The 17417-nt window shown below is 56.6% G+C and carries 18 protein-coding genes; 7 read left to right on the forward strand and 11 right to left on the reverse strand.

The genetic code is table 11. From position 1 onward, the window contains the following. Together AC4PR2_RS10350 and AC4PR2_RS10355 are read left to right on the forward strand one after the other, a co-directional pair. Positions 1-1638 (forward strand): FGGY-family carbohydrate kinase, encoded by a 1638-nt coding sequence (locus AC4PR2_RS10350; RefSeq protein WP_087762443.1) that lies wholly within the window; start codon positions 1-3, stop codon positions 1636-1638. Beyond that, positions 1638-2237 carry a KpsF/GutQ family sugar-phosphate isomerase gene (locus AC4PR2_RS10355; RefSeq protein WP_060424423.1) on the forward strand — a complete coding sequence of 200 codons (600 nt, stop codon included), beginning with the start codon at positions 1638-1640 and terminating at the stop codon, positions 2235-2237. The genes AC4PR2_RS10350 and AC4PR2_RS10355 overlap by 1 nt, the downstream gene beginning before the upstream one ends. A 28-nt stretch (positions 2238-2265) precedes the next feature. Here AC4PR2_RS10355 and rsmJ read toward each other — a convergent pair whose 3' ends face one another. The 4 genes from rsmJ to AC4PR2_RS10375 form a co-directional block, all read right to left on the reverse strand. After that, positions 2266-3012 (reverse strand): 16S rRNA (guanine(1516)-N(2))-methyltransferase RsmJ, encoded by a 747-nt coding sequence (gene rsmJ, locus AC4PR2_RS10360; RefSeq protein ID WP_087762442.1) that lies wholly within the window; start codon positions 3010-3012, stop codon positions 2266-2268. Between the two features lie 8 nt (positions 3013-3020). Beyond that, the gene (gene prlC, locus AC4PR2_RS10365; protein WP_149571556.1) at positions 3021-5063 is read right to left on the reverse strand and encodes an oligopeptidase A; all 2043 of its coding nucleotides are present in this window, start codon (positions 5061-5063) and stop codon (positions 3021-3023) included. 118 nt (positions 5064-5181) lie between these two features. Then, positions 5182-5643, reverse strand: coding sequence for an HIT family protein (locus tag AC4PR2_RS10370; RefSeq protein WP_159318763.1), 462 nt, complete (start codon positions 5641-5643; stop codon positions 5182-5184). A gap of 87 nt (positions 5644-5730) precedes the next feature. After that, positions 5731-7173 carry an amidase gene (locus AC4PR2_RS10375; RefSeq protein WP_230201703.1) on the reverse strand — a complete coding sequence of 481 codons (1443 nt, stop codon included), beginning with the start codon at positions 7171-7173 and terminating at the stop codon, positions 5731-5733. A gap of 106 nt (positions 7174-7279) precedes the next feature. Between AC4PR2_RS10375 and AC4PR2_RS10380 the strand changes: the two genes are divergently transcribed. After that, the gene (locus AC4PR2_RS10380; RefSeq protein WP_033649404.1) at positions 7280-8185 is read left to right on the forward strand and encodes a LysR family transcriptional regulator; all 906 of its coding nucleotides are present in this window, start codon (positions 7280-7282) and stop codon (positions 8183-8185) included. On the opposite strand, the gene AC4PR2_RS10385 is transcribed toward AC4PR2_RS10380, so the two are convergent. Further along, the gene (locus AC4PR2_RS10385) at positions 8180-8584 is read right to left on the reverse strand and encodes an ASCH domain-containing protein (protein ID WP_443014715.1); all 405 of its coding nucleotides are present in this window, start codon (positions 8582-8584) and stop codon (positions 8180-8182) included. The two genes, AC4PR2_RS10380 and AC4PR2_RS10385, sit on opposite strands and share 6 nt — an antisense overlap. Before the next feature lie 317 nt (positions 8585-8901). Here AC4PR2_RS10385 and AC4PR2_RS10390 point away from each other — a divergent pair, with 317 nt between their 5' ends. Both AC4PR2_RS10390 and AC4PR2_RS10395 read left to right on the forward strand, forming a co-directional pair. Next, a complete protein-coding gene (locus tag AC4PR2_RS10390; protein ID WP_492175090.1) occupies positions 8902-9135 on the forward strand; it encodes an ogr/Delta-like zinc finger family protein in 234 nt (77 codons plus the stop codon). Positions 9136-9146: 11 nt separating this feature from the next. Continuing rightward, positions 9147-9359 (forward strand): ogr/Delta-like zinc finger family protein, encoded by a 213-nt coding sequence (locus AC4PR2_RS10395; protein ID WP_492175091.1) that lies wholly within the window; start codon positions 9147-9149, stop codon positions 9357-9359. A 3-nt stretch (positions 9360-9362) separates the two neighbouring features. On the opposite strand, the gene AC4PR2_RS10400 is transcribed toward AC4PR2_RS10395, so the two are convergent. Continuing rightward, the gene (locus AC4PR2_RS10400) at positions 9363-9548 is read right to left on the reverse strand and encodes a hypothetical protein (protein ID WP_492175092.1); all 186 of its coding nucleotides are present in this window, start codon (positions 9546-9548) and stop codon (positions 9363-9365) included. A gap of 27 nt (positions 9549-9575) precedes the next feature. Next, positions 9576-10388, reverse strand: a complete 813-nt coding sequence (locus AC4PR2_RS10405) for a hypothetical protein (protein WP_492175093.1) — start codon at positions 10386-10388, stop codon at positions 9576-9578. A gap of 183 nt (positions 10389-10571) precedes the next feature. On the opposite strand from AC4PR2_RS10405, the gene AC4PR2_RS10410 reads away from it, so the two are divergent. After that, positions 10572-10850 (forward strand): hypothetical protein, encoded by a 279-nt coding sequence (locus tag AC4PR2_RS10410; protein WP_492175094.1) that lies wholly within the window; start codon positions 10572-10574, stop codon positions 10848-10850. Positions 10851-11586: 736 nt separating this feature from the next. Next, a complete protein-coding gene (locus tag AC4PR2_RS10415) occupies positions 11587-12234 on the forward strand; it encodes a hypothetical protein (RefSeq protein WP_492175095.1) in 648 nt (215 codons plus the stop codon). A 1192-nt stretch (positions 12235-13426) separates the two neighbouring features. Here AC4PR2_RS10415 and AC4PR2_RS10420 read toward each other — a convergent pair. The 4 genes from AC4PR2_RS10420 to AC4PR2_RS10435 all read right to left on the reverse strand — a co-directional run bounded on the left by AC4PR2_RS10420 (position 13427) and on the right by AC4PR2_RS10435 (position 17341). Continuing rightward, positions 13427-13840 (reverse strand): hypothetical protein, encoded by a 414-nt coding sequence (locus AC4PR2_RS10420; RefSeq protein WP_492175096.1) that lies wholly within the window; start codon positions 13838-13840, stop codon positions 13427-13429. 21 nt (positions 13841-13861) lie between these two features. Then, the gene (locus AC4PR2_RS10425) at positions 13862-16519 is read right to left on the reverse strand and encodes a toprim domain-containing protein (RefSeq protein WP_492175097.1); all 2658 of its coding nucleotides are present in this window, start codon (positions 16517-16519) and stop codon (positions 13862-13864) included. A 45-nt stretch (positions 16520-16564) separates the two neighbouring features. Further along, positions 16565-16891, reverse strand: coding sequence for a derepression protein (locus AC4PR2_RS10430; protein WP_492175098.1), 327 nt, complete (start codon positions 16889-16891; stop codon positions 16565-16567). 183 nt (positions 16892-17074) lie between these two features. Then, complete coding sequence (locus tag AC4PR2_RS10435) at positions 17075-17341, reverse strand: hypothetical protein (RefSeq protein ID WP_492175099.1); 267 nt, start codon at positions 17339-17341, stop codon at positions 17075-17077. Positions 17342-17417: the final 76 nt, after the last annotated feature.

A 17417-nucleotide genomic window follows, 5' to 3' on the forward strand; every position in this document is an offset into this window, starting at 1 on the left:
ATGGCGAGCTATTTTATTGGCGTAGATGTGGGCACCGGAAGCGCGCGCGCGGGCGTATTCGATCTCAATGGCCACATGGTCGGTCAGGCCAGCCGGGCCATCGATCTGTACCGGCCGAAGGCGGATTTCGTCGAGCAGTCGTCGGATAACATCTGGCAGGCGGTGTGCAATGCGGTGCGCGACGCGGTCAACCAGGCCGACATCAACCCGATTCAGGTCAAGGGGCTGGGCTTCGACGCCACCTGTTCGCTGGTGGTGCTGGATAAAGAGGGCAAGCCGCTGACCGTCAGCCCCTCCGGCCGCACCGAACAGAACATCATCGTGTGGATGGATCACCGGGCGATCGCCCAGGCCGAGCGCATCAACGCCACCAAACACCGGGTGCTGGACTTCGTCGGCGGCATCATTTCGCCGGAGATGCAGACGCCGAAACTGCTGTGGCTGAAACAGCACATGCCCACCACCTGGGCCAACGCCGGTTACCTGTTCGATCTGCCGGACTTCCTCACCTGGCGCGCCACCCAGGACGCCACCCGTTCGCTGTGCTCGACGGTGTGCAAGTGGACCTATCTCGGCCACGAACAGCGCTGGGACAAGAGCTACTTCCAGCAGATCGGGCTGGAAGACGTGCTGGAACATGACGCGGCCAAGATCGGCAGCGACGTCAAAATGATGGGCGAGCCGCTGGGCCACGGCCTGACCCAGCGCGCCGCCAGCGAGATGGGGCTGATCGCAGGCACGGCGGTGAGCGTGTCGATCATCGACGCCCACGCCGGCACTCTCGGCACGCTGGGCGCCACCGGCGTCTCCGGTGAGGTGGCCGACTTCAACCGCCGCGTCGCGCTGATCGGCGGCACCTCCACCGGCCACATGGCGATGTCGCGCACCGCGCGCTTTATCGGCGGCGTCTGGGGGCCGTATTACTCGGCGATCCTGCCGGAATACTGGCTGAACGAGGGCGGCCAGTCCGCCACCGGCGCGCTGATCGACCACGTCATCCAGTCGCACCCGTGCTACCCGGAGCTGCTGGCGCAGGCGAAAACCCAGGGACAGACCATCTATGAAGTGCTGAACGCCATTCTGCGCCGCATGGCCGGCGAGCCGGAGAATATCGCCTTCCTGACGCAGGACATCCATATGCTGCCGTACTTCCACGGCAACCGCTCGCCGCGCGCCAACCCGACGCTGACCGGCATCCTGACCGGGCTGAAGCTGTCGCGCACGCCGGAGGACATGGCGCTGCACTACCTGGCCACCATTCAGGCCATCGCGCTCGGCACCCGCCACATCATCGAAACCATGAACCACAGCGGCTACAGCATCGACACCATCATGGCCAGCGGCGGCGGCACCAAGAACCCGATCTTCGTGCAGGAGCACGCCAACGCCACCGGCTGCGCCATGCTGCTGCCGGAGGAGAGCGAAGCGATGCTGCTGGGCGGCGCCATGATGGGCACCGTGGCGGCGGGCGTGTTCGACACCCTGCCGGAGGCGATGAGCGCCATGAGCCGCATCGGCAAGACGGTCACGCCGCAGACCAACCAGATAAAAAGCTACTACGACCGCAAATACCGGGTATTCCACGAGCTGTACAACGACCACATGAAATACCGCCGGTTGATGCAGGAGGAGGCGTGATGCAGCAGGAATGGCGGCAGGCCGTGCAGGGTTGGCAAACCTACAGCCAGGAGCTGGCGCAGCTGGGCGAGCGCCTCGACGCGCGCACCTGGCAGCGGCTGCTGGCGCTGCTGGCCGACTGCCGCGGTAAAATCGCCGTCACCGGCGTCGGCACCTCGGGGATTGCGGCGCGCAAGATAGCCCACATGCTGGCCTGCGTGGAACGGCCGGCGGTCTACCTCGACGCCACCGGCGCGGCGCATGGCGATCTGGGTTTTCTGCGCGCCGACGATCTGCTGATCCTGATCTCGCGCGGCGGCAATTCCGACGAGCTGACCCGCCTGCTGCCAACGCTGCAGGCCAAGGGCGTGACGCTGATCGCGGTGACGGAAAACCCGCATTCCGCCATCGCGCAGGCGGCGCAGCTGACGATCGCCACCGGGGTGCAAAAGGAGATAGATCCGCTGAACATGCTGGCCACCACCTCAATTGTGCTGGTGCTGGCGATCTTCGACGCCGCCTGCGCCTGCCTGATGGCGCGCAGCGGTTACGACAAGGAGGCCTTGCTGGCGGTGCATCCGGGCGGCGGCGTGGGGAAAAGTTTGCGGGAGGAAAACTGAGGGCCCGACACCGCGGGCCCGGCAGACATTACAGCGGCATGTAGATATCGAAACGGTGGCTTTTGGTCAGCGTGGCGGCGTGCGCCGGCACGTCGGCCAGTGGCGGCGCGTAGTCCGGACGTTTCACCACCACGCGCTTGGTCGCCAGGCGGCGCGCCGGCTCCAGCAGGCCGTCGGCGTCATCGTCGCTGCCCACCAGCGATTGAAACACCCGCATCTCTTTTTTCACCAGCGCGCTTTTTTGCTTGTGCGGGAACATCGGATCGAGATACACCACCTCGGGGCGCGGGCTGAGATCCGCCAGCGCCGTCAGGCTGGAGGCGTGCAGCAGCGTCAGACGCTCGCGCAGCCACGGGCCGATTTCCGCATCCTGATAGCCACGCTGCAGACCGTCGTCCAGCAACGCCGCCACCACCGGATTGCGCTCCAGCATCCGTACCCGGCAGCCCAGCGCCGCCAGCACGAAGGCGTCGCGCCCCAGCCCGGCGGTAGCGTCCACCACGTCCGGCAGATAGCTGCCCTTGATGCCGACCGCTTTGGCCACCGCCTCGCCGCGGCCGCCGCCGAAGCGGCGCCGGTGCGCCATGGTGCCGGTGACGAAATCGACGTAGATCCCGCCGAGTTTCGGCTCGTCGCGCTTGCGCAGCTCCAGCCGCTGCGGGGTCAGTACCAGCGCCATCGGCGCGTCGTCGTCGGACACCAGCTGCCAGCGCTGCGCCAAAACAGACAAGGCGCCGGGATCGGCGCCTGCTTCACACAATAAACACACGCTCACGTGTCGGGTTATCCTTTAATGCCGTAATGGCGCAGCATAGCATCCAGCTGCGGCTCGCGGCCACGGAAGCGTTTGAACAGCGCCATCGGCTCTTCCGAACCGCCGCGCGACAGGATGTTGTCGAGGAAGGATTTGCCGGTTTCGGCGTTGAAAATCCCCTCTTCTTCGAAGCGCGAGTAGGCGTCGGCCGACAGCACTTCCGCCCACAGGTAGCTGTAGTAACCCGCCGCATAGCCGCCGGCGAAGATGTGGCTGAAGGCGTGCGGGAAGCGGCCCCAGCTTGGCGAAGGCACCACCGCCACCATTTTCTTCACTTCCGCCAGCGTCGGCAGGATCTGCGCGCCTTTTTCCGGGCTGTATTCGAAGTGCATGCGGAAATCGAACAGGCCGAACTCCAGCTGGCGCAGGATGAACAGCGCCGCCTGGTAATTCTTGGCCGCCAGCAGCTTGTCGAGCATGGCCTTCGGCAGCGGCTCGCCGCTCTGGTAGTGGCCCGAGATAAACGCCAGCGCTTCCGGCTCCCAGCACCAGTTTTCCATAAACTGGCTCGGCAGTTCGACCGCATCCCACGGCACCCCGTTGATGCCGGAGACGCCGGCGGTATCGATCTGCGTCAGCATGTGGTGCAGACCGTGGCCGAACTCGTGGAACAGCGTGGTCACTTCGTTATGGGTGAACAGCGCCGGCTGGTCGCCCAGCGGGCGGTTGAAGTTGCAGGTCAGGTAAGCGACCGGTTTTTGCAGCGTGCCGTCGGCCTTGCGCAGGCTGCCGACGCAGTCGTCCATCCAGGCGCCGCCGCGTTTGTTTTCGCGGGCGTACAGATCGAGGTAGAAGCTGCCGCGCAGCTCGCCGTCGGCGTCGAACAGATCGAAGAAACGCACGTCCGGATGCCAGGTCTCCACGTCTTTACGCTCTTTGGCGGTGATGCCGTAAATGCGTTTCACCACTTCGAACAGCCCTTCCACCACCCGCTGCTCTGGGAAGTACGGGCGCAGCTGCTCGTCGCTGATGGAGAACAGGTGCTGCTTCTGTTTTTCGCCGTAATAGGTGATGTCCCAGGCTTCGAGCTCGTCCACGCCATAGTGCTGTTTGGCGAAGGCGCGCAGCTGCGCCAGCTCCTGCTCGGCCTGCGGGCGGGCGCGCTTGGCCAGATCGCTCAGGAAGCCGATCACCTGTTCCGGGCTCTCCGCCATTTTGGTCGCCAGCGACTTGTCGGCGTAGGTATCGAAGCCCAGCAGCTGAGCCAGCTCGTGGCGCAGCGCCAGCGTTTCCGCCATCACTTCGCTGTTGTCCCATTTGCCGGCGTTCGGCCCCTGATCGGAGGCGCGGGTGGCGAAGGCGCGGTACATCTCTTCGCGCAGCGCGCGGTTGTCGGCGTAGGTCAACACCGGCAGGTAGCTCGGCATGTCCAGCGTCAGCAGCCAGCCGTCCTGCTCTTTGGCCTGCGCCATCGCCTGTGCCTGCGCCAGAGCGCTCTCCGGCAGGCCGCTCAGCTCGGCTTCGTCGGTAATCAGTTTGCTCCAGCCCATGGTGGCGTCGAGCACGTTGTTGCTGTAGGTGGAACCCAGTTCGGACAGGCGCGCGACGATCTCGCCGTAGCGCTGCTGTTTATCCGCCGACAGGCCGATGCCCGACAGTTCGAAATCGCGCAGCGCGTTGTCCACCGCCTTGCGCTGCGGCACGCTCAGCGCCTCGAACGCCGCGCCTTCTTTCAGGCTGCGGTAGGCCTGGTACAGCCCTTCGTGCTGGCCAACCCAGGTGCCGTATTCAGACAGCAGCGGCAGCGCCTGCTCATAGGCGGCGCGCAGCTCCGGGCTGTTTTTCACCGAGTTCAGGTGCCCGATCGGCGACCAGATGCGCGACAGGCGATCGTCCGACTCCGCCAGCGGCTGACACAGATTGTCCCAGGTGAACGGCCCCGGCTGCGCAACCACGCGCTCTACCGCAGCGCGGCAGTCCGCCAGCGCGGATTGCACCGCAGGCACGATATCTTCAGGGCGGATCGCCGAGAACGGCGGCAGGGAAAACGGGGTCAGCAACGGATTTGTCATAGGGCAGTCCTGATTAGCGTTGGGGCCCGCCGCGGGGGCGAGCCTTAAAATGCGTATGAATCTCTAACATGGAGCCAGACAACAGGAAAATCAATGCCCGGCGTTGATCGTTCGTGCCTTAAACGGCGCTTTGGCGGATGCGGGCGGCCAGCGCCGCCAGCTGTTCGTCGTCGGCGCGCGCGGCGTCGTGGGAGGAGATATAGCCCTCGTAACGTTCGAAAAACTTCGGCGAGGTCGATTCGATCGGCCGCCACTGATCCAGCGACGCGGTGCCGTGCAGCGGGATCAGTTTGGCGTGCACATGGTCGACGCCGTAGCCCTCGAACACCATGCCGCAGCGGCCGACGTCGTCGAACGCGCGGTCCAGCTGCTTCGCCACCCGCTTGGTCGCCAGCATCAGCGCGCTCAACACCTCGTCCGGCAGGTCAAAGGCGTAGCTCGGGTGGTGCGCCTTGGGGATCACCACGCTGAAGCCGTCGGTGTTGGGAAAGATGGACAGGAACGCCAGATGGTCGTCGTCTTCCCAGATTTTATGGCACGGCGCCTTGCCCGCCACGATGTCGCAAAAAATGCAGCTCATATCGCCTCCAGGGTGCAGCGTCGAGCCGACGGCCCGCCATCAAACACCTCTCGGCAACATAGCGGATATTTTGCTTTTTTACCGCTATTAAACGGCATTCCCCGCCCAAATCGCCGGACGCCGCCCATGCCAGGGCGCGGCGCGTTCCAGCTGTCCGGCCAGCTGCAACAACCGATCCTCACGGCCAAAACCGGCGACAAACTGCATGCCTATCGGCAGGTTGTGCTGCGCATCCTGGGCCAGCGGCACCGACATCGCCGGTACGCCGGCGACGTTAAATACCGGGGTGAACGGTGAATGATCGAACAAATGTGCCGTCCATTCCAGCCCGTCCATATTCGCCGCATTCGCGCCATAACGGCCAAGCCGCCAGGGCAGGTCGGGTAGCGTCGGCGTCAGCAGCAGGTCGTATTGCTGGAAATAGGCGCCGACTGCGCGAGTCACCCGGTTGCGTACCTCGAGCGCACGCACCATATCCACCGCCCTGGCCGCCTGGCCGTAGCGATAGCAGGCCAGCGTTTCCGGCTCCAGCGTTTCGCTTGAAATAGCCCGTCCGCTCGCTTGGCTCAGACCATCGACCCAGCCGACCAGATTGGCGCACCAGATTTGCGCATTGGCGAACACCAACTCTTGCCAACTGACGCCGATCGCCATTTCCGTTTCGCTGACCTGATGCCCCAACGCCGCCAATAACACCGCCGTTTCCGCCGTGGCGCCGGCGATGTTCGACTCGGTTTTTCCGCCGTTCCACGCCTCGGTCATCATGCCGATGCGCAGCCTGCCCGGTTGCCGCGTCACCTGCGATAACCAGCTGTGCGCCGGCGGCGCCGTGTAATACGGCTCGCCAACGTGAGGACGCTGCATCGCATCCAGCAACGCGGCGCTGTCACGCACCGTGCGGCTGAGACCCAGCTGGACGCCAAAGCCGTTGAAGACCTCATCCATCACCGGGCCATGCGGCACCCGACCGCGCGTAGGCTTGAGACCAAATACCCCGTTTGACGAAGCCGGTACGCGAATCGAGCCGGCGGCGTCGGTGGCGTGAGCGATGGGCACCATACCGGCGGCAACCGCCGCACCGGCGCCACCGCTGGATCCACCGGCGCTGAAATCCAGGTTCCAAGGGTTGCGCGTGGCACCGTAAAGCACGGCCTCGGTGGTGGTGCTGAACGCCATTTCCGGCGTGCTGGTGCGGCCAAAGGTCACCAGCCCGGCCCGGCGGATATTGCTCATCAGATGGCTGTCGGCGGCGGCGACGCTGCCCTGCGCCAACCGGCTGCCCAGCTCAACGCGCTTGCCTGCCATGCTGATGGCGATGTCCTTGATCAGGAAAGGCACGCCCGACAAAGGCCCGTCGTCTTGTTCCGGCGGCTGCTCCCAGTGTTCCACCACCGCGTTAATCGCCGGGTTCACCGCCTCGACGGCGGCCCGCGCCGCCTGTTGCAGCGCCGCTGCGCTGACCTCGCCACGCCGCACCAATTCGGCCAATCCCAGCGCATCGTAGCTCACGTATTCGCTCAATTTCATCATCGTCCCCCTCTCCGTTGCGGTTTCACCGGTCTGTTCCGGCGTCCGTTCCACGGTAGGGAGATCGGCGCTATAGTTAAAATTGATAGATTTAATTCGGGGAATAGTTATCAACAATTTAAAGCGGCTCGATCTCAATCTTTTGGTCACATTGGAAGCGTTGCTCAGCGAGCGCAGCGTGACGCGGGCGGCGGCGCGCCTCAATCTCAGCCAGCCTTCGGTCAGCATTCAGCTTGCCAAGCTGCGTGAGATCTACCGTGACCCGCTGCTGCTGCCGAACCCGCGCGGCATGCTGCCGACGGCGCGCGCGCTCGGCCTGTTGGCACCGCTGCGCCAAACGCTGGCCGATGTGGGCCGCCTGGTCGCGCCGGAGCAGCCCTTTGATCCGCGGCAGGCGGAAGTCACCTGGCAGCTGGCCGCCGCCGATGCCGCTGAATACGCAATTTTGCTGCCGATGCTGCCCCGTCTGCGGCTGGCGGCGCCGAAATCCCGTCTGGCGATCCGCGAAGCGGCGCCCAAACGCATGAGCCGCGATTTGGCGGACGGGGTGATCGATCTCGGTTTTCTGAGCCGGGAAGAAGCGCCGGCGGAGCTGCGCCATCGGCCGCTGTTTCACGAGAACTACCTGCTGGTCGGCCGCCGGGATCACCCGCTGTTGCAACGGCCGCCCTCACTCGAACAGTTCTGCCAGCTTGAGTTTGTGATGGTTTCGCAAGATGGCGGCGGTTTTCGTACCCAGATCGATACGCTGCTGGCCGCACAGGGGCTAACCCGACGGGTCGTAATGTCGGTGCCGCACTTCCTGTTTATTCCCGCGTTGCTGGCGAAGTCCGATATGGTCGCCATGCTGCCTTCGCGCATGCTGGGGGAACTGTTGGGGGAATTGCGCACCTGCGCGGCTCCGCTGGAGATGCCGGGTTACGACATGGTGATGGTATGGCATGAACGCTCCCATCTCGACCCGGCCCACAGCTGGCTGCGCGAGCAGGTGGTGGCCGCGCTGGGGCCGCTATAAAATCTCCACCAGCGCAAACTCTTCGAACACCAGCCACATATCCGCCGCAAAAGTGCCTTCGCGGGTGAAAAATTCCCGATGCCCCTCGCGCCAAAACGCCAGGCTTTTGTCGCCTTCGCCCTCTTTGGCCGCCATCTCGGCGGTCACCTGGTCGTAGCGCACCAGGCGCAGCGCCAGGGTTTTGATCACGCAGGCCGGTTCGCCGCGGCCGTCGAGAATAATGCTATCGTCGCCGATCATCGGCGTTTGCTCCCGGCGATAGCTCGCATAGGAGCTGCAGGTGGCGGTCTTTTCCCCGCTCAGCACCAACTGCAGCAGTTCGTCGGCCAACTCGGGGCCGTCGCCGAACGCCCAGCGCGCCGCGTCGGGGTAGTTCGCCAAAATCGCCTGTTTGCTCATCGTCCTGTCCCTTTCTGTGAACGTCTGCGGCAACGGAGTCCAGTTTTTCCCGGCCAGACAGTTTATACTGTGCAGATTATAAGCCTTATTGCATTGAATGCTCCGTCTGCGGAGCACAAGGAATCGCCACCCGTCATGTTAAGTTATCGCCACAGAAGCAACGAAACACATTAACTTATTGATTTAATTAATTTATTTTTATTTTATTACGTTAATAACATAACTTCCGTGATCCACTACGTGATCAACCGAACGTGACAAGAGTTTACCTGCTTTGTATCATCTCACCAGGCACATCCTCTAACCCCAAGCGCTTGATGGCTCGAACTTCGCTTAAACGCTCTCCAAAATGTCCTTGTTGCGGTTCTCCCTTGAGAACGCGTACGAGTGAGATGCACTCTCCCGACATCAAACGGATCTACCGAAAATGCACCAATTCCCATTGCGGCATATTGGTTAATTCCTGGCAGTGTTATGAATCAACACTCAACGGACTTAATCACGACGATGCTGTGTTTTCATCGTATAATTTTGATTGCTATGAAGCATAAAGGTGGAATGAATGTTTCCCTGTAATAAATGTGGTTCAGCAGCAAACGTAACATCTGTATTTCAGATAAAAGAAGGGAGCTATCGCCGTTTCCATCAATGCAGAAATATTTTTTGTGGACATTGTTTTACAACCCTTGAAGAAATCGACCACTCTAAAGAAAAAATAAAAACCGGGCAATGTAATAATATATTGCCCGGTAAAGACATCAGCAAAGAACTTTAAACATCAGCAATCACAAACTTCCATCCCATCATTCGCGGGCTTATTCCCCGCGAAGCCTCTTTTACTAAGCATCAAAATCCCGCCCGGCTTGGTTGCCAATTGTTTTTGGCACTCTTCCATTAACCGTAACGCTTCTTCTTGTGAAAAATAATGAGCGCGATTCTCAATCGTCAACTTAATTCTGTCCATACTATTTTCCTTTCAGGTGGTTATTTATCAATTTCCAGCGCGGCCAATAATGGTGCTGATAACGCGATGGGCTTCACATGCTTCTCCCGTTTGATATAAAACCTTTGGGCTTAACGCATCCACCATGCCATTTGCTATCGCTCGTTTATACTCTACATCGTGCTCCATGCGCTTAGCTTGGGCAGGCGTAACACCCGTTTCCAGCGCGTTAATCACACTGCGAGGATATTGACCGGGGAATTCTTCAGGCGCCCATTTCAATGCATGTTCAACCCAATCAATTTTATTCACGATATGGCTCAATTTATCCATAATCTTCGTGATGGGGTCATTTTCTTGCCTTACCAGTTTTCTGAATGCCGCGTTTCCACCCATGGGATCGCGAACAGCCTGAATAAGACCAATAACACGGCCAATACGCTCAGCAAAGACTTCATCTATTTCATTGAGCAATAACTCAACCTCGCGCTCTACCATAGGCGTAACACATCTGGAATATGCATTGCTGTAGGCATTGGCACTATCGGCAATGGCAATCTTTTTTTCCAAAATATCGAGCTGTAACTTCTCAATGGCCTGCTGTTCAAGTTCAATTTTCCGCTGAGTCATAAAACGCTCAAACATTTCAGACTCTACTTCATCAGGAATAACACCGGCATTATCGATTACTTCGTCCACCATTCCAGGATTTTCTTTTTTTACCCCCTGCTTTCTCGTGTTTAAAGATCTAATAAGCCGGGCCAATATTGCACTCTTGCTGTTAATGATTTCTTGCTCGGCTTCAAATGCCGATTTGGCACGCTCCAGTTCGCTGCGTGTGTGACTCTTATCTTGACTCATCACCCTCAATCCTCCTAACAAAGTGAAACAGGCCTATGCCTGTGGGACGAACTAACGGTAAAGCCCTTTGGCAGTTGGCTCCATCATTGAAATATGTCGTAGAACAGCGACAACCTTTCACGCCTTGGAGAAGCGTTATCAGGATGAAAGAATCACCTTCTGTGTGACATTAAAGGCATGAATATGATGACGACGGCAAAACGACACTATAAACCTACCGCGCACCGTTCGGTGCGCGTACCAATTGACCTTGATGAAGCGATTATCAAGCGTTCTCGCCAAGAGCAATGCAGTTATGCCGCGGTGGTATTGAATGCGGTGAGATCAATGTTCGGTGATGCAGCAGCGGTAACGCCGCGATCGGCGCCGGCACCGGCCAAAGAAGGTGAGACAAACGCAACGCCAGCGGGAAGCCTGGCGGGAAATTACCCCTACTTGAGCAAATACCAAAACAAGAAGTAACCCACCATTCCAGCGGGTACCATGCTCTGCCAGGGGCCCGCCGCGTCCACTTACCCATTTGTTGTTTTTGCTGCCTAATTTTGGCGTAAATTAGGCAACAAACAGGAATAACCGACGCCATTAGGTAGCTATCTCACTGATTATTAGGACTTGAATGCGTAACACTGACAAAACAAAACCGTTGTCGCCGGCGCCAGCCACGCAAAAACCGCTTTCATTTGAGGAGGCGCTCAGACGTACCCAGCGCAAATACTCGGCAATCATTCAACGACTTGGCAACAACTGAATCCCGCGCTCCGCAGCGTTGTGATCATCCGCATCAACGCAGAGCGCAGGAGCGCCACGCTGTAAGGTTTTGACTCTTTAACCCCCAACCTCCTCCCGTTTCCTTTTCCATCTCGTCTTGGCCGCCTACAGCGACGAATTCATGCATACCTATACCCCTTCTGATTCACAACGACAGCGAGCTCTCTCAGCACGCCCGGCGCGCGGTTGCTCCCCCGCCTCGCCCGCGCACTAAAAGGGTGCTTTTTTGTGCAGTTGTGCAAAGTGCCCGAGGCCGCGCCAGTGCTGGCCTGGGTGGGTTTTTCTGGTGGGCAAAAATCTGTGCAAAATTGCGCGTTCCTGTGCAGCCAAATTTTACTGTAGAATAAGGTAAGCCTGACGTGATTTTTTGCCGATTGGGCGGGTGTGGGACAACAAGGCATGAAGGTTTGATACTCCAAGGGATGGAACGATGAACAAAAGTGCAAAAGATATCGCTCAGGATATGGCCGACGCTTTAAATGTGAATAACAACTTCATAATTGGGTTTGTCCAGGGAGCGATATCGTTCCCTATTGACCTTGGCTATTTGGCTTATGATTTCCTTGATACCGAAAACCGAACCGCCAATAGAGATGATACAGAGAGGATGATCCGCTTAATTAAGTCTGGCCTAGCCAGTAAAGAGAGCCTGGCTAAAATTGCAAGGATGGTCGCTGATGACTTTCTTGAGAAGGTTGATCTTGAGCGAATAAAGTTAATTATTGAAAAAGGTTCTGGTAAATTCCTGGGTAGGTTCGTGAGTAACCAAGTCCTTGGCGCGAACCTTGGCGCTGTGATAGCTGAAAGATTTATTCTTCAACTCGCTGTAAGCATTTCATTAAGTTCTATTCTAACCGTTGGATCAATCAACTCCCGCGCTATCTACACGTCGCGCGAGTTAAAATTAAGAAACCCTCGTTTGTATGATCGACTTAGAAGGATGGGAAATCTTGACCTTCTTTATATTTTTGTAGAGAAGCGGACAAGGCCATTTGAAGATGCGATCGCCATTTGGCATAGCAGTAGGAGTGAATTTAATAGAATTGCTGAACTATTCTTCCAAAAGGTAGCAAAATGACCGCCATGAATAAACTTATATCCAAGATACTCGTTGGAACTAGCAATGCCATTGGAGCTATGACGTTAGTCATCATTGGTTATTTCGCGTTTATCTCGGAGTCAGATTATAAATATGCCTTAGCTTTTCTCTCATGTGTTGGCTTTATCCCCGCTTACTTAGTATACAGGCTAGCAATGCATTTCTATGATGGGGTGTAGATTGTGGAACGTGGGAGCAATGAAAGCTAATCAAGCATTATCAATCCAGCTCCCATACATTAAAAATGCCGTGCATATTCCGACCCAAACCCCTCATCTGCCAATGTGACGAGTGCCGCTTTCCGTTGGCGCCAGTCCAGCGTTTGCGCCGGGGTTGCCACTACCACGCAAGGCCGATCAAGGTCTGCTACCGGAACTTACTTCAGTGATCCGCGAATGTGCTTGTCGAGTGAAGCCGCTCAAAATGCCCTATACCGGCAGAAGAGTCAGCACCAGCCACATCAACACCCTGTGAATTTATTGTTAACAAGAAAAAGACTCTTCCGTCGAAAATCCAGTTGGTGTCTCGGAAACCTATTACATTATTACGGGGTCTAAAATCAGGACTTAACCAAATGATTTTAATGGATAATATTTGTAATAACTCTGACATTACATCGCATTACATAAAAATTACGCCCTTTAAAAACAATGGGTTGCCTTCGTCATTTGTAACAAATCCATTTTATTACATGTAATGGTATGTAATGGTTATTCCATTACAAACATTTATTATATATATCATGGTGTTATGATATGTTTTTCAGGTTTGTAATAATGTAATGAGTTTCCGAGACACCCCCTAAGATTTTGAAAACCATTAAAGCAGGCTAATTTACGAGCGCATTTGTGGTGTCAATGTCTCTTTCTTGTTAATCATTGGGTTTTCCTGTACCTGCCCGTGAGGGGAGCGACGGCGGGTGATGATCCGCCAGTCTTCCCGGCCACTCTGGTACAGATAGAAATGCCTGTGCTGCAGCACGGTCGTAGGCGTCTATGCGCTCAGGAACGGCCGGGACAGTTAACAATGTCTGTGCTCAATGCCAGGCGGTATAGACGGGGCCGTCTATACCTGCCGGTGCAGTGTGGGGGGATAGAAACAAAAACGCTATGCGGGCCGGATGGCCAACATAGCGAAAAATGACGATACCAGGGGAATGAGGTGCCAAGGGTTAAGCTGGGGTTTTGTCCATTGCCACCTTAAAATTCAGTAAATGACGTGCTACAAGGCCGTATAACTCACAGGCCAGGCTCTCAGCGATAGCGTTGGGAACATCGTGAAAATCAGCTGTCCATCCACTTGCCATATAGGACATTGTGGTATTGCGGTTCTCATAGGCTACCCGCGCAAACATCTCTCTGACCTCAGAGCGCAGCCATGCGCCACGCTCGCCATTAAAGGCTTCATCCAGGGAGTGCGGGTATGTAATGTAATCCCAATGAATATCCGTTCGTTTTGTTCGTCGGCGCAACTGGATATAGGGGATCTCCTCTGCCTCGCAATGCGCAAGCCAGGCACTTTCTCTTTGGTAGCACACGGCGTCACTCTGCCGCGATGTGGTAAGGCAAAATTTTTTCTTCATCATCAACCTCGATAGTTACCGTTGTCAGTCCTGCGCTTTAAATATCCAACAATGCTGCACCTCGCTCCGCCTGGCTGGGCTGTCGGCAGGGAGCTGACGATTATAGGCCTCATAAACCCGACTCCTGACCGCCCCTTTGCGAAGAATACGCCGAGCTTTGGCTCCCTCCAGTAGCTTCTTGATCTCCTTGATGTCGGCGTGTGATTGCCGGTGGTGGCTTGCCTCCTCCTGAAAATGGCTAAATTGCACGGCGATCTCGCCCGGCTCTCGCGCGTGGTTGATGCCACCCGGTACCACCGAATCCAAGTAATCGAAGACCTCCCAAAATTCTTGCACGAGGGGGTGTTCAGCCTGGACAGCCTTGAGACGTTCCGGCGCCATCTTGAGAAGCACGTTCTTTGTTTCCTCGATATGTCGGCTTTCCAAAGGCAGCACCAGCGCTAGCGCCTCCAGCAAGGCGATCAGCTGCGCATGGTTTTTGATGATGCGGATATGCTGCGAGGGCATCACGGCCAACACCTCCGCTTCGGCGGCCACAAAGCGGATAAAAAATCGCTCCATAATCTCCCGCTCCTTGAGAACGGCCAGCAGGACAAAACCGGAAATAGACTCGATCGGGTAACGCTCCAGCGCTTCCGCTGCGGCCTTGGTCTGCGGAGTTTGGTCGCGCCGGTCAGTATGCAGATGAATGATGCGCTCCAGGAACGCAGGAGAGCCGTCCGTATTGGCATTTTGCGCTATGATGATCGCCCCCTTGAACGGCGGCTCATAGGTTTCGTTGTTGTTCGTCTTGATACCCACCGCCCGCGGGGAACGGCCGTTGTACAGAGATTTCAGTTCGTCCCAGTCAAACGCCCGTTGTTTGGCGTTATCCAGAGTGCGATCCCCCTCAATCAGGCATACCGGCAAGTTACCCACCTGGGCAAAATTGCGAGCCCGCGCAACGGGGGTAGATTTAGACGGGTCGAACCCTTCGTAATCTGGCCGGCCACTGAGCCGCCATAGAAATTCAAGCAGGGTACTTTTGCCGGAGCCGGGTTCCCCAACAACCTCCAAGAACGGATAGCTTTTCTGTACGGCGCGGATTTGCTCGGCAAACAACGTCCCCAGCCAGAAGGCCAGCGCAATGTAACCCTTGACGCCAAACGCCCGCCACAGGTCGGCACTCCAGCCGGGATCAAACGCAGCCAGGTCAGGATTTAACGCCAGGTGCGGCGAAGCGCTGAGACTCTTCAGGCTGAGGCTGCGCATTTCAAAATAGTCTTCATCGTTGAGCGGGTAGAGCGTACCGTTATGCACGGCCACGTCGTTGAACACATACGCGCCGAACTCTTTGTTATACCCGATGAAATTTTGAGTATTGACCTCTTTGATCCTCGGCAAATCCTGCTTTGCCAGCTTGTCGAGCTGATTGGTGTTGCCGGTGTACACCGCGCCCTTAGCCACATGCAGAAGCCTTTTTTTGAACTCGGAGGCACTGGAGAGCTGCGCGGCGGTGAATGTGGCTTTAACGGGAGGCAAACCGCCCGGAAAATCCACGCGCATGTAGTACCATGCCTCGTCCGTTGCTTCTGACTTCTGAAAATACAGCGGTGTCGGGTAGCAGTTGGCGATCTCCGCCACCGCCCCAGACTCTTTCAGCGCCTTCGCCTTGGCGTCACGTTCATCTAAATCCGGGTCGGCCATCTGGATCCGCTCGACCGCCTTCATGTGACGGTCTACATCGAGCTTGAACCAGTAAAGACGGGAATCATACTCAAAATGGAACTCGTGCCGTTCGGTGCGGTTGAACATCAGCAACGCCTTATCGCTGGCGCTACGCGCGATCAAGAGCGCACCGTAATAGCGGTAAGTGTCCAAATCCTTGGCCGTCAGCTTGCCCTGAAGGTGTAGATCGTTCCAGTCAGCTTTTTTCTTGCTGTCTGGCGGAAGAGCTGCCTTTGCCGTCCATCCCTCGGCGCGGCAGCGCTCAACGTGCTTACGTATCGCCCGCTCCCCAGCCTGGCCCCTGTCCAGCGCCCAAACCAGCACCGGGCGCGGGCTGCTGTCGTACAACCCTGCCAACGCCTGCAAGGCTTTATCCGGGTAGTTGTTGCAGGTCATGAGCGACACCGCCGTAACGCCGTTCTGATTCAGGCAGATGGCGTCAAAAATCCCCTCAACCAACCAGATCTCTTTCTGCCCAGCGAGGTCTTGTTCGGGCCGGCTCCACCATTGACCAGCATAGCGTCCGCCAAAGTTGGCCTTACGGTCAAATCGTTCAGGTTGGTCAATCAGCCGTTCCCAATACGCACCGCCAGGCAGGGTAAAGCGTACCGTTGCGCTGCCGATCCCTTTCTGGTGATAGCTTTCCTGGCTGTAACAGCCGGCGATCAACGCCGTATCCAGCCCGCGCCCCTCACGCAAATAAGCCTCTGCGGCGGCGTGTGGCTGTCTTTCGGTGCGCTGGTAGCGTTCTGACCAGTTATCGAATAAATCGGCATAGTGCTCTTTCACAACCACTTCACCGCCACATTTATTTTCCCGGCCACAGCGCAACACATAAGGCTTGTCCACACTGGTGAATAACTCCTTTTTTTTGCAATGAGGACAAATACCTTGACGTAAATATCCATTCTGCTCTTTAAACTGGAATTCACGTACCAATCGGCGTATGATTTCTTGGTGAAGAGTGTTATTCATTTTAAATCCTCAAAAGCGCCGTCTTACCGGCGCTTTTTCTTTACATTACGCATTATCAATTTCATCGCGTTCTTGCTGTAACCATTGGTCAAACAGCCCTTTCGCCTTCAACTCCTCGCTAATGTCGCTTATGTCGTCAGCGATATAGCTAAAAATATCTGGAATCCAAAGCAGCGGAGCGGCATTTGCTTCTTGGTGACGAATGAGCAAATGCATATTAAAAGAGACGTTTTTAACACGGTGGATTTTACGGTATCCGTCGATACTGATATTTGTGCTTTTCATGTTTACACCCTCGTTAGCATTTTCTTTTTTACTGAATTTAGGCATGGGGATGACCTGAGCACAATCGCGCTCATTGTTTGTTTTCATTCCAAACTCCCTTTATCGCCTACAGCGTAAATGTGTTTTCACCTCTACCCTGAAAGTTCAGGCAGCGGCAGTGCGATTTAGAACTCATATGCACAGTATTTTACGGTCAGCGTACAAATATTTATAATTGGCAAGCCAAAGCAATATTAATCGCCAATAACGCTATGCGATAACCTCACCAATTTAATTCAATGAAATCCCGCCTGGAGCTCCCGACATCTCAGCCTCAGCCAATTGAGTAACACGCTCAATGTCGTCTTTTGTTGCCAAGCAACAATCGGTAATTTCAATGCGACTAAATCCTTGTAACTTTGCCGCTGAAATAACCTGGCTTTTGGCCTGAGTTTGCGTCAATGCTTCGGTTACGCAATCTGCCGTGGCGTAAGCCCCGTCAGGGTCGATACAGCAGAAGTAAACAATGTAGAGTTGTTTGCGAAATAAACTAGACATTTTGTCTTCTCCGAGAGATAGCGCTCGTTAAACGCGGGTAAGTAAATCCTTTCTCTGCGGCAACCTGCTCCGCAAC

Source organism: Serratia sp. A07 (genome assembly GCF_058725505.1).